Source organism: Pseudomonas yamanorum (assembly GCF_900105735.1).
GTDB lineage: Bacteria > Pseudomonadota > Gammaproteobacteria > Pseudomonadales > Pseudomonadaceae > Aquipseudomonas > Aquipseudomonas yamanorum.
The window spans coordinates 4678436-4690900 of sequence record NZ_LT629793.1 but is presented as its reverse complement, the minus strand read 5'-3'; the positions used below and the strand labels follow the sequence as shown (position 1 = coordinate 4690900).

General features: G+C 62.0%; 13 protein-coding genes. 5 read left to right on the top strand and 8 right to left on the bottom strand.

Annotated features, from left to right (window positions below; genetic code table 11):
• Nucleotides 1-33: 33 nt before the first annotated feature.
• The 8 genes from dacB to BLU46_RS22005 form a co-directional block, all read right to left on the bottom strand.
• A complete protein-coding gene (dacB, locus tag BLU46_RS22040) occupies nt 34-1494 on the bottom strand; it encodes a D-alanyl-D-alanine carboxypeptidase/D-alanyl-D-alanine endopeptidase (RefSeq protein WP_093205395.1) in 1461 nt (486 codons plus the stop codon).
• Between the two features lie 58 nt (nt 1495-1552).
• Entirely contained in the window at nt 1553-2587 is a 1035-nt protein-coding gene (locus BLU46_RS22035) for a YncE family protein (protein WP_063027306.1), read from the bottom strand.
• Nucleotides 2587-5013 carry a TonB-dependent siderophore receptor gene (locus BLU46_RS22030; protein ID WP_093205391.1) on the bottom strand — a complete coding sequence of 809 codons (2427 nt, stop codon included), beginning with the start codon at nt 5011-5013 and terminating at the stop codon, nt 2587-2589. Before BLU46_RS22030 ends, BLU46_RS22035 begins: the two co-directional genes overlap by 1 nt.
• Nucleotides 5014-5122: 109 nt before the next feature.
• Complete coding sequence (locus tag BLU46_RS22025; protein WP_063027302.1) at nt 5123-6058, bottom strand: glutathione S-transferase N-terminal domain-containing protein; 936 nt, start codon at nt 6056-6058, stop codon at nt 5123-5125.
• A 75-nt stretch (nt 6059-6133) separates the two neighbouring features.
• Nucleotides 6134-6409 (bottom strand): GIY-YIG nuclease family protein, encoded by a 276-nt coding sequence (locus tag BLU46_RS22020; RefSeq protein WP_063027301.1) that lies wholly within the window; start codon nt 6407-6409, stop codon nt 6134-6136.
• Between the two features lie 36 nt (nt 6410-6445).
• Nucleotides 6446-6916 (bottom strand): nuclear transport factor 2 family protein, encoded by a 471-nt coding sequence (locus tag BLU46_RS22015; protein ID WP_010170354.1) that lies wholly within the window; start codon nt 6914-6916, stop codon nt 6446-6448.
• A 100-nt stretch (nt 6917-7016) separates the two neighbouring features.
• Nucleotides 7017-7652, bottom strand: coding sequence for a response regulator transcription factor (locus BLU46_RS22010; protein WP_093205387.1), 636 nt, complete (start codon nt 7650-7652; stop codon nt 7017-7019).
• 201 nt (nt 7653-7853) lie between these two features.
• The gene (locus BLU46_RS22005; protein ID WP_093205383.1) at nt 7854-8675 is read right to left on the bottom strand and encodes a response regulator; all 822 of its coding nucleotides are present in this window, start codon (nt 8673-8675) and stop codon (nt 7854-7856) included.
• Between the two features lie 417 nt (nt 8676-9092).
• Here BLU46_RS22005 and BLU46_RS22000 point away from each other — a divergent pair, with 417 nt between their 5' ends.
• The 5 genes from BLU46_RS22000 (at nt 9093) to BLU46_RS21980 (ending at nt 12461) form a co-directional block, all read left to right on the top strand.
• Complete coding sequence (locus tag BLU46_RS22000; RefSeq protein ID WP_093205379.1) at nt 9093-9710, top strand: DUF1120 domain-containing protein; 618 nt, start codon at nt 9093-9095, stop codon at nt 9708-9710.
• Nucleotides 9711-9752: 42 nt separating this feature from the next.
• Nucleotides 9753-10370 carry a DUF1120 domain-containing protein gene (locus BLU46_RS21995; protein WP_063027297.1) on the top strand — a complete coding sequence of 206 codons (618 nt, stop codon included), beginning with the start codon at nt 9753-9755 and terminating at the stop codon, nt 10368-10370.
• A 43-nt stretch (nt 10371-10413) separates the two neighbouring features.
• Nucleotides 10414-11043, top strand: a complete 630-nt coding sequence (locus BLU46_RS21990; protein WP_093205375.1) for a DUF1120 domain-containing protein — start codon at nt 10414-10416, stop codon at nt 11041-11043.
• Nucleotides 11044-11107: 64 nt separating this feature from the next.
• Nucleotides 11108-11734 carry a DUF1120 domain-containing protein gene (locus tag BLU46_RS21985; protein ID WP_231988828.1) on the top strand — a complete coding sequence of 209 codons (627 nt, stop codon included), beginning with the start codon at nt 11108-11110 and terminating at the stop codon, nt 11732-11734.
• A 28-nt stretch (nt 11735-11762) separates the two neighbouring features.
• Complete coding sequence (locus BLU46_RS21980) at nt 11763-12461, top strand: fimbria/pilus chaperone family protein (protein ID WP_063027292.1); 699 nt, start codon at nt 11763-11765, stop codon at nt 12459-12461.
• The last annotated feature ends 4 nt before the right edge of the window (nt 12462-12465 follow it).

Here is a 12465-nt window from a genome sequence, read left to right as displayed (position 1 = left end):
AGCAAGCCCGCTCCCACATTTGATCTTCGGTGCTCAATAGTCCGTGCTGTTGGCCAGCGCCGTGGCCAGACGGTTTTCCAGCGCCTTGACCCGCGCGCCTGCGACCACGTAATTGTTGGTCACCATCGAAAACACCAGCTTGCGCCCCTTGGCATCGGTGACATACCCGGTCAACGACGACACGCCGCTCATCGAGCCGGTCTTGCCGTGCAGGTTGTTTTCCGCCGCCGTGCCCCGCAGGCGATAGCGCAAGCTCCCGCCCACCAGGCGGTCCGGGTTACCGGCAACCGGCAAGGCGTTGTACCAGGCGTTGAACCAAGGCTGTTTGCTGGCGGCCAGCAGCACGTCCGTCAGGTTCTGCGACGACACCAGGTTACGTCGGGACAACCCCGAACCGTCCACCTGATTCAACGTTGCCGTATCAATCCCTTGACGCTTCAGGAACCCAGCCACCGTCGCTACACCGGCAGGCGCCGTACCGGCATTCACGGTCTTGCGCCCCATGCTCTTGAGCAATGCCTCGGACATGTTGTTGTTGGAAAGCTTGAGCAACGGCGTGATCAAGTCCTGCAGCGGCGCCGACTCATGCATCGCGAGCACTGTCGCCGTGGTCGGCGTCACACCCCCGATCATCCGACGCCCCTGCACGACAATCCCCTGCTGCGCCAACGCCTGCCCAAACAGATTGGCCACCAGTTGCGTCGGCTCCCAGACACTGACCAATTGCCGACTCTGCTTGCCCGGGGCCAATGCGCCACTGAGGCGCAGCAGGTTGGTGCCGTGCTGGCGATTGATCCCATAGCTGTTGCCCGGGCCGCTGACGGCACGGTTGCCGATCTGCACGTAGTCGGTCGCCGGGCTGACATCCACCGTCACCGGGCGCCCCGCCACGACCGGCGCCTTGGCTGTGACCAGCAGGGAGCCCGCATCGAAGTCGTCATTGGGCGACACCGTCAGCGCCGAAATCTGCGCGCCGTAGTAGGTGCTTTCATCGTCCTGGGACCAATCGGTGCCCAGACGCTCGGCGTCGAAGAACGTGTCATCGAACACCAGGTCACCCTGCACTTGCCGGATGCCCTGCTGCGCCAGGCTGGCGGCCAGTGCCTGGTAATCCGCCCACTGGATCGTCGGGTCGCCCAGGCCGCGCAGGTAGAGGTTGCCGTTAAGCACCGCGCCCTGGCGGATGCCGTCGCTCAACAGTTGCGTGGAAAACCGATACTGCGGCCCCAGCACATCCATCGCCGCTGCGGTGGTCAGCAACTTGAGACTGGAGGCCGGCGTCAGCCGTGTGCGTGGGTTGTGTTGGTAGAGCGTGCTGCCGCTGCGGGCGTCGCGCACCATCAGCGACACACTGGCACCGTGCAACGCCGGGTCGGCCAGCAACTGGTCGAGGGTGGCGCTGGTGGAAGTTTTCGGTGCCGTGGCGCAACCGCCCAGCAACAAGCTCAAGCCCAGCAGCAGCCCGCCGGCGTGTGTCCATCGTCCCAACCGCATAAACCTGGTAGTCCTTGAATTTCGAGAGTGCGCAGCTTGTGGAATTCCTCCCGGTCAATCAAGGCCCGTAGGTCGTTACGGAAAACGTATTGGCATGAAACAGCGGGTCCGGCTTGGGCTCGGCCTTGCTCGGCGCCGGCTGGGTAAAGTCCATGGCCGGCAGGAATACCCGCTGGCTCGCCGGGTCGAACGCCATGTTGTAGGCCATCGGCAAGGTGCTGACGCTGGCGCGTACGGCGTAGTGGTCGGCATCCGTTTGATCCACCAGCGTCAGGTTGGCATCGACGCCACTGGGGATCAGCAAGCGCCGGTGCTGCTCGTCGTAGGCCAGGGCGTTGACGTCGCGGGTGATCGGCAGCTTCGCCTTTACTTCACCGGTTTTCCGGTCGGCAACGATCAACACCGGCACTTCACCGCGACACGCCACAAACAGTCGCTGGCGCGCCACGTCCTGGGCCAATGCGCTGGGCTTGGGGCAATCGGCAAACTGCCAGGTGTCGAGCAACGCAAAGGTGCTCGCCGAATAACGGGCGACCTTGCCTTCATCGCGCATCGGCAGGAAGAAGCTGCCGTCGCCCTTGATCAGCAGCGGGTCGATTTTCTTCACCGCCAGTTCATGGGCGCCGGTGATTCGTTCCTGTTTCGGGTCGAATTCAAACAGCGTCGAACGATCCGCCCGACGCCCACTGACGATAATCACCTTGCCCGTCGATGGCTCGTACACCGCACTGTTGAGGTTGCTTTGCGCCACCGGGATGCGCTTCAGGAATGTGAGTGTGGATAACTGCACCACACTCAGACTGCCGTCGGTGTTGAGCACGAATACCCGGTCTACCTCAGGCACGAACACCACGCCGTTGGCGCCTTCGGACTGCGCCACCGTCTCGACCAGGCGCTGCTGTTTCACATCAAACACGCTCAGGCCGTTTTCCCGGCGAGCCAGGAACAGATACGGCCGGGTCGGGTCCAGCCCGACAAAACCCCAACTGTGGCCGGAGCCGGGCAATGTCACCCGGTGTTCGCGATGGTAGGTCGAGTCATCAGCCGATGCCGCGCCGCTGATCAGCAGTGCTGCCAGTAACCAGTGTTTCATCAGAACTCCAGGGTGCTGGAGACGGACACCTGACGGGCGTCGCCGATGGAGACAAACTGGGTGTTCACGGCCGAGGTGTAATAGGTACGGTCAAACAGGTTCTTCACGTTGAGCTGGAACTTGACCTTCTGACCGTCGACCTTGGTGTCGTAGGTGGCGAAGGCGTCGGCCACTGTGTAACCCGGCAAGTCGAAACTGTTGGCCGCATCGCCCGAACGCTCGCCGACATACCGTGCACCGGCACCGACCCGCAGTTGGTCGCCGCCCAAGAGGCTGCCGAAGTCATACACCGCCGACAGCGAGCCGGTGTTCTTCGCAACGTTTTGCAGGCGATTACCTTTGTATTCGGGGTCCTCAGTAACCTCGGCATCGGTGTAGGCATAGCTGCCGATCACGCTCCACTTGTCGGTCAGTTGGCCGCTGGCATCCAGTTCCAGACCACGGGAGCGCACCTTGCCGGCGACGCTGTACACCGAAGTCAGGCCATCGCCCACCTGCACCAGCACGTTGCGTTTTTCGATGTTGAACAGGGCGGCGCTGGCGGTGATGCGGCCCGGTATATCCAGTTTGGCCCCCAATTCCCAGGACTTCGATTGCTCCGGCTCAAGGCTGCCATCCAGTCTCGTTTTATTGGCCAGCGGCGCGATCGTGGAGTTGGGTTTGAACGACTCGGTGTAGCTGCCATAGAACGACAGCTCGTCGGTGTAGCGGTACACCAGGCCGACGCGTGGCACCCATTTCTGGCCATTGCCGTCGGTGTTGGCGGTGAACGGGACGCCCTTGCCGGCGTATTGGTCGTACATCTGATAACGCGCGCCGCCTACCAGAATCCACTGGTCGGTGAGGTGGATCGCATCCTGCAGGAACAACGAGTCGCTGCGCAGCAGGTCCATCTGGTTGCTGTCCGGTGCACTGACGGTGGTGCCCGCTACTTCATTGCCATAGACCGGATCGTTGTAGTTGAACGTGCCACGGGGCGACTGGCGGATCAGGTCGGCCCGGTAGATCTTGCGGTACTCGTCATCCAGGCCGAAGGTCAGGTCGTGCTGCATGCCGGCGACGTTGACCTTGCCTTCAAGGCTGGCGGTGGCGAAGCGATCCGTGGTCAATGCGCCCTGGGTGCCGTCCATGCTGCGGGTCAGGGTGCCGTTGGTGTTGACCTTCACCACACGTACCTGGCTGGCATCGTAGGTCTCGCGGTTCCAGCTGTAGCCGAAGTGGGCTTTCCAGTCGTCATTCAGGTCATGGTCAGCCTCGAAGCGGTACAGATCGGAGCGGCCTTCCATGTTGTTGAAGGGCTCGTCCAGGCGGCGAGTGGACGGAATATCCAGTGGGTGGTTGGTCTTGGGATCAATCGCAGTCCCCCGATCAAACGGCGAGAGAAACTCCCGGTGCTCATAGGCAAACAACAGCTTGGTGTTTTCGCCGTACCAGGCCAGCGACGGTGCGATCAGGCTCTCGCGGTGTGTGCCGTAGTTGCGCCAGTAATCTTCGTCTTCATGATCGACGATCAAGCGATACGCCAACCCGCTGTCACCGATCGGCCCCGTGGTATCCAGGTTGCCGCCGCTACCGTTCTTGCCGTCACCAAAAGTCGAGCCACGCACCGTCAGCGAAGTGGATTGAGTCAGCTCGGGTTTCTTGCTGACGATGTTGACCACGCCACCCGGATCCTGGATGCCATACAGCAACGACGACGGGCCCTTGAGCACTTCGACGCGCTCGGCGGTGGAGTTCATCGCGCGGCCCTGCACCAGCGGCATGCCGTCCTGCATGATCGAACCGTTTCGGTTGTCACCAAAACCACGCAACATCACCGCGTCCTGGGTGCTGCCCAACGTGTTGGCCTGGGTAATACCGCTGACGTTAGCCAGGGCGTCGTCGAGGTTGCGCGGCTGTTGATCGCGAATCACCTGGGCCGGCACGACGTTGACGGTTTGTGGGGTTTCCAGCAGCAGGCCGTGGGAACGCATCACCGAACTGGTAGGCGGCGGCTGATAGCTGGTGGTATCCGAGGCCAGGGCGGCACCGCTGATGGTAGTAGCGCCGAGGTTCAGCGCGCCGTCGGTCGGCAGTGGCTCAAGGGCCAGAGTGCGGGCGTCGATCTGGCGGAAAGTGAAGCCGGAGTTGCCCAGCAGCCGTTGCATGGCCTGGGCCGCGCTCATCTGCCCGGTGATGGCCGGGGCCTTGATGGCATAGGGCGCTTCGTCGGTGTAGACCACGCTGATGCCGGTCACCCGGGTGAAGTCGCTCAAGGCCTGGGGCAGCGGCTTGGCGGCCAAGGCAAAGTTGAACAGCGTGCTCTGCTGCTGCGCCTCAGCCGCCTGCGCTACGCCCAGGGGCAGCAGCGCCAGCCCCGAAACCGCCAATACCGAGGCTCCCAGCCAATGTTTAACCGAACCCGCCGACGTTGCCCTGGACTTCATGCTTGAGAACCCGTGTGTAAAAACGCTGTTAATGCGAATTAATCGCAGTTTCAAGCACTACACGGATGGCCGACAGGTTTACCTCACACTGATTTGAAAATAATTTCAGTCACGCCGGTTGGATCCGAAATCCGAAGCGCGGAACGTGCACATGCACAGTGCCGGCGCGTTCATCGGTGCGCCGCAGAATCAGCGCTTCGCGGCCGGCAAACAGCAACTCGCCAGCCACCGGATCGGTGCCGTAATCGGTGGCGCTGACGGTCACCTGCTGGCCAGGCTTGAAGCCATTCGGGTCTTCGAAGATTTCTTCCGGCAGGTTGGCGGGCGTGGCATTGCGCGCGACTTCCAGGGCTTGCTCGGCGCTCATCTGGCTCGACGTGCCATGACCGAAACCCAACACCCGGGCCAGCCAGGCGGCCACGGCAGGATAGGTTTCCACCAGCGGCGAGGTCACCGGCGATCCCATGAGGAACCACAACGGGTGCGCCAGGGCGAAGTCGGCAATCGACGGCTCGCCAAACAGGAAGTCGCCCTGCTGGTGCTGCAACTGCTGATTGATACGACCGATGATCACCGGCCATTGATGCTTGGCCTGATCCAGCTGCACACGGGTGGCCGTGCCGCCGCTGAACAGTTTGCTGCGGTCGGCCACCAGCACCTGGAGCATTTCCGGCGGTACTTTGGCGAACTTGACCGCCAGGGACTCCGGTTGGAACACCAGGCTCACGGCATGGGAAAACACCGTCGAATCAGCCCAGGCGGCGAAGCTTTGGCTGACCAGTTCCAGGCCTTGGGGAAACAGTGCCGGCGCGGACTTTTCCTGCTCCAGGCGGCGCGCGATCAGCGCGGTGTCGCAGTAGATATCGGCACCCACCTGCAACACCGGGGTCTTGCGATAGCCACCGGTGAGGGCGGTCAAGTCTGGCTTGGGCATCACCGGCGAGATGTGCACCGAACGCCAGGACAGCCCTTTGAAGCCCAGCAACAGGCGGGCTTTTTCGGCAAACGGGGATTGCGGGTAGTGGTGCAGGATCAACTCAGTCATGCCAGGCTCCGCTCTATGAGTGAGCGTCCAGCTTAGCCTGCAAACCCGGCAAAGGCGCGCATGGGAACCTATCAGTCAAATTGATGGGCCGATCGCCGCCAGGCACTCCTTGGCGCTTTTCTTGAGTTTCTTGATCAGCCGTTCCTGGCGCAACGCCTCGGCCTTGCTGATGCATGCCTCGGTGTACACCAGCGCCACGGCGGGGCTTGAGAGAAAGAACCGCGCGCCCTTGCCGCTCTGGTGCATGGCAAAACGGCGCACCGGGTCATTGCTGATGCCGCAGTAGAGCGAGCCATTGGCGGCGCGCACCAGGTAGACAAACCACGGCTTGGCTTCAGAAGGAGTCGTCACGGATCAATTCGGTAAACCAAAGGAGCGCCAATCTTATCAACGACTGGCCTGGAACGCCTTCAACCCTTTCAGGGCCTGGGCCCGCACGGCGTTTTTCACCAGCGGCGTCCAGCCCAGCAACAGCCCTTTGGTGCCCAATGCCTGGCGCGACCAGCGCCACAGGTCGAAGTGGTCGTGGTGCTCGCAGATCTTGCCGTCGCGAAACACAAAGCGCGCCCGGATGTCGTTGACCACAGTGTTGCCCGTGGCGCTGAACAGGTAGGTCGCCACCCAATGGGCGCTGCCGGTGATTTCATCGCTGCGCACACTGTCGAAGGTCAGGGAAAAATCCTTGGCCCGGGTGGTCAGCATGCGCCACATGTCGCCGGCATCACGGCCACGCAGTTCACCGAATGCCGGGTCGCTGAACACCACGTCGTCGGTGTAGCAGGCGCTCATGGCCTCGGCATCCAGGCGCTGGAAGGCGCTGTAGAACTCGGTGATCAGGGCGTTATGGGCGTCGCTCATGGGCAGTTTCCGCAAAAGGGGTTTGGATGGTCGGTACGATAATCCCCAAGGCCCGGGAACACTACTGGCATCAACGCCAGGAATACCTCATCCCATCCCTTCAGGGCACCATTCCGCTGCTGCGAGCATAGGCGAACAAATCCACATCGGTGGAGATACACAGCCGGTTCATGGCGGTGCTTTTCTGTTTGCTGATGGTGGAGATGCTGCGATTGACCCGCGCGGCAATCTGGCTGACGGTCATGCCGCTGGCCAGCATGCGCACCACTTCGCGCTCCTTGCCGGACAGTTGCGGCGGTTGTGATTGATCGCCCGTGCCCGCCTGCACCAACTGCGTCCGCAGGGACTCGCTGACGAAGGTCTTGCCCTCGCAGACCGCCTTGATCGCCGAGGGCAACTCCTTGGCCGATGCACTCTTGGCGACAATGCCTCGGGCGCCCTCGGCGAACGAGGCACGCAGGGTGGCGATATTGGCGAACATCGTCACCAGGATCACCGGCACCCCGGGGTATTGGCGTTGCAACAAGCCCAACAACACATAGCCGTCAGCCTGCTGCCCGCCCGGCATGGCGAAGTCCGTCACCAGCACATCACACGGGGTGCTGCCCAGCACCCGCAGCAGCTCATCCGGGCCATTGGCCTCACCGACCACCTTGCACCTGCCATTGGCCTCGATCACCACCTTCTGCCCGATCCGAACAATGGGATGATCGTCAGCAATAATTACGCGAAGCATAGAAATCCATGAATGATGGCAAATTGATTTGCGCAAAATAACCCTGTCCGACCCCAGCAACAACCGCCCACTCAGGCACGGTTTCCAATGGCGTCCCGTGTTCTTAAGTGGGTGATTTTTTACCTACAACAAAAAAGGAAACGCCCTACAAACCATGCCCACATACAGAGGTAATACCCCCTACAAAAATCGCTGAAAGTGTCATAAATCGGTCAAATAGCGCAGATACATCACCAAGTCCTGGTCAAACTGCTGCAATGCCCGCGAGTTGTACCGAATGCCGTGCTCGCGCACCTGCTCGATCAACTCCCCCGCGCAGCGATCCAGGTCGGTCTCACCAAAAAACGCGAGACTTCCCGCCAGGCGATGCAGGCAGTCGACCAACCCGTGCCGGTCGACGATGCGGCAGGCCTCTACCAGTCCCGCGTAATCAGCCTCGGCCTCCAGCACCAGGGTGCGCAACATCTGGTTCACCACCTGCTCATCACCAAAGGTCTTGACCAGCTCGGCGCGGGTTGGCCAGTTCGCCCTGGGCAAAGCTGTAGCAGGCGGGTACGCATTCGCGCCCGGCGGCTGTGGCAACCACTGCTCAAGCACCGTACGCAATTGTTCCAGGGTCAGCGGCTTGAGCAGCCAGGCATCCATGCCGGCCTCAAGGCAGCGGCGGGCATCATCCGGGGAAAGTTTGGCGGTCAAGGCAATGATCGGCACACGCGGGCGGCTGTGTACGGCCTCTCGCCGCCTGATCTCACGAGCCATGCTGTAGCCATCCAGCACCGGCATGCGGCAATCGCTGATCACCAGGTCGAAATGCCGCAGGGCGATGGCCGTCAACGCGGCCTGCCCGTTGCACACCAACTCGTGATCGATTTCGAATTTTTGCAGGAACCAGCCCATCAAGGCGCGATAGGCCTGATGGTCTTCGACGATCAGTACGCTCAGGTGCTTCCAGTGAGCAGGAGGACTGCGCCATGGCACCGTTTGCTGCTTGGGACCGTCGTCAGCAAACACGCTTGGCGTCATGGCCACCTCGATATCGGTGCCGACCTGCCAGGGCCGTCGGGCGGCCCTGGCCTATCGTCAGGTGAGGGTGCGCTCGACGGTGATCCTTAACCCATCCTTCTGGCACCCATTACCGAATCAAGCTATCCACATGAATACCACTCTTGCGATACAAGAACTACGAAAAGACAGTTTTTCCTACAGCTCCGCCCACCTATTCCGACTTGACGCAGGCGAGCTAGAGCGATAGCGGATTGTCGTAATTCTTGTATTTCCCCCTCCACCCCCCGGCGCTAAATTGCGCCCCACCCCAAGAGGGCAGCCCGCCACTTCACCTGGCGGCCAACTATCCGAACTGACCCGACGCCCAACCGCGCCTCTTTCTGCGCTGCGGTGACGTGTACCCGTCCGTTGACCCAACACTGAGACAACACAACCATGAACAAGCACCTGATCGCCGTCGCCAGCGCCCTGCTGATCACCGGCACCGCCCCCGCCTTCGCCGCCAGCACCGTGGACCTGACCGTCAAGGGCATCATCACCCCGAATGCCTGCACGCCGAGCCTGTCCAGTGGCGGGGTCATCGACCACGGCAAGATGTCGGCCAAGGACTTGAACGCCACCCAGATCACCCCGCTGCCAAAGGTCAATTTGCAAATGACCGTGACCTGCGATGCGCCCGTGGTCTTCGCCCTGAAGGCGACCGATAACCGTGCGGGCTCGGGAAATGCCAGCGGTTTCGGGCTGGGGCGGATCAACGGGACCCAAAAGCTGGGCTCGTACAGCTTGACCATGAGCGCCCCCCTGGCCGACGGCGAAGTCGTGCAAAGCATCGCCTCCTTCGACAACGGCACCACCTGGGAGAAATACAGCTCCTTTGAAAACGGCCTGATGCTCTCCGTGGCCACCCTGGCAGACGTCAGCACGCCTCGCCCGACCCAGGAACTGGTGACGGATATCAGCTACAGCGGCTACATCAACCGCACCGACGGCCTGGACCTGAGCAACGAAGTCAATCTCGACGGCTCGGCCACCATTGAAGTGACGTACCTCTAACCCCTACGCCATCGACCCTGCAACCAAAGGTGCCGCTCGCCCATGAATTCCTCACCCGCTGTCTTTCTCGCCACTTTGCTGCTGGCCCCCACTGTGCTCGCCGCCAGCAGTACCGACTTCGCCGTCACGGGCACCATCACGCCGAATGCCTGTGAACCCATGCTCTCCGGCGGAGGCGTGGTGGATTACGGAAAAATGCCGGCCAAGGAACTCAACACCGACAGCCCGACCTCACTGCTGCCAGAGACCATGCAAATGGAAGTCCTGTGTGAAGCGCCAACGTTTCTCGCGCTGAGCACGATCGATAACCGCGCAGGTACTTCGGCCATTAACGACTACTGGCATGGCCTGGGCCTGACGGACAGTGGCGAAAAACTTGGCGCCACCGCGTTCGCCCTGTTCAACCCGGTCGCGGACGGCGTCACCGTCAAGACCATCAACTCGATCGATGGCGGCGCAACCTGGCATCCGTCGATTTACCTGGGCCACTACACCCAGACCTCTGTTGCCACCAACGGCGGTGCAAATACCCCGATTGCGATACGGCAATTCAGCGCCGACCTGCGCGTGTACACCATGGTCGACGGCACCGACCGCTTGACCGTGCGCGATGAAGTGCCGCTGGACGGCCACGCCACCGTACAACTGAAGTACCTGTAACCCTTTATTCAACTGGCCCCACTCGAAAGGAAACGTGTGCCCCATGAAACTTACGCTCAATGCCCTGGCCACCGCGCTGCTGATCACCACCAGCGCTTCTGCCCTGGCGGCGTCCACCGTCGACCTGACCGTCAAAGGGGTGATTACCCCCAATGCCTGCACCCCTGGCCTGTCCGGCGGAGGGGTGGTGGACTACGGCAAGATCTCCGCCAAAGACCTGAACCTCACGGCCCCCAAACAACTGCCACGCACCACCCTGCAACTGACCATCACCTGCGATGGCGGCACCCTGTTCGCCGTCAAGGGCACCGATAACCGCGCCGGCTCCAACTCCAGCGGCGGCAACTATGGCCTGGGGTTGATCAACGGTACGCAGAAGCTGGGCGCCTACGACCTGATGCTGAATAACGCGGTCGCCGACAGCGCAGCCGTCACCGTACTGGAATCGATGGATAACGGCACGACCTGGACCGACTCGGCGGACGCAATCCTGCCACCCAGCGCGTTGGCGGCTTTCGGCAATAAAACCTCGGGAGCCTGGTTGCCGGTGCCGATCCAGCAAGTCATCTCCGATGTGGTGATCTACGGGCAAATCGCCCGGGCCGACAGCCTGGACCTGAGCGATGAGCACCCGATCGACGGCTCGGCCACGCTGGAAGTGAAGTACCTGTAAACCCGCGGCCTCGCCGTTCGCGGCGAGGCGCCTTACTTGCACCGAACACATTGAAGACCGAATGATGAACAGAACCCTACGCCTGTGCGCGGCGCTGTTATTGCTCAACACCGGCTCTAGCGTGTTTGCCAGCACCGCCACCGAGATGACCCTCTCAGGCCTGGTCACTCCCAGTTCCTGCACCATCGCGCTCTCCGGCAGCGGCATCATCGACCACGGCACCATCCCTGCCTATACCCTGAACCAGGACGAACCCACCCCCTTGGACAGCCAATGGCTGGAGGTCGAGATCCACTGCAACGGCCCCTTGTTGTTTGGCCTGATTGGCCTGGACAGCCGCGAAGATTCGTCCGCCGCACCGGACACTACCTACGGCCTGGGGAGAAACCCCAACGCGCCCGCGGAGCAATTGGGTTATGTCGACCTGGCGTTCGAAGCGGCGCAAGGGGACGGCCAGGTCATGCAGTCACTTGTGTCAAATCCCCAGGGCGGTCTCTGGTCCCCCCAACCCGAGATCCACCCCAAGTCCCTGATGGGGTTTGCCCGTCCCGGCCGACCGTTTCCGGAACCCATCGTCACCCTGACCACCCGGATCCGCGCACAGACCACCATCCACCCGGCGAACCGTCTGACCCTCAGGCAAGACGTTCCCCTCGATGGCTCATTGGTTCTGGATCTGCGTTACCTCTAAGCCCTGTGATCATTTTAGGAAGTGCGTCATGAAGACCTATCCAACCTTGCTGGCCCTCGGCTGGCTGCTGAGCACCCCGGTGTTCGCCGACGGCATGGTGCCCGACACCTCGGTGGTGATCGTCAATGAAGCCGACGGCGAAGCCTCGGTGTCGGTGACCAATACCGACGGCAAACTGGCCCTGCTGCACGTCACCCTCGAAGACATTCCGGAAGACACCGAATCGTTGCTGTTCGTCACCCCGCCCCTGTCCCGTGTCGAGGCCGACAAAAGCCAGCTGGTGCGCTTTATCCTGCGCAACCCCACGCCCCTGACAACCCAACGCCTGAAACGGGTGATCTTCGAAGGCATGCCCAAGGACCGTGATGCCGCCCAGGCAGGCCATGCGCGGGTGGGCGTGACCGTGCGCCAGAACCTGCCGGTGATCATTCATCCCAAAGGCCTGGCGCCGAATCGCACACCCTGGACCGGACTGACCTGGTCGCTGAACGCTGGCCACCTGAACGTCGCCAACCCCACGCCTTACGTGGTGCGCCTGGCCCAGGAGCTGCAACTGCTGCCCGGCAAGCAGAGCCTGGTGCTGCCGCGCACTTATGTGTTGCCCGGCGAAACCCTGCGGCTCAGCACGCCCCACACCGCCACGGGGGTACGCCTGCAACCGGCCACCGTCTACGGCTTCGCCGTCGCCGCCTATGAAGCACCGATAACCGCCGCAAACGCTGAATAACGAA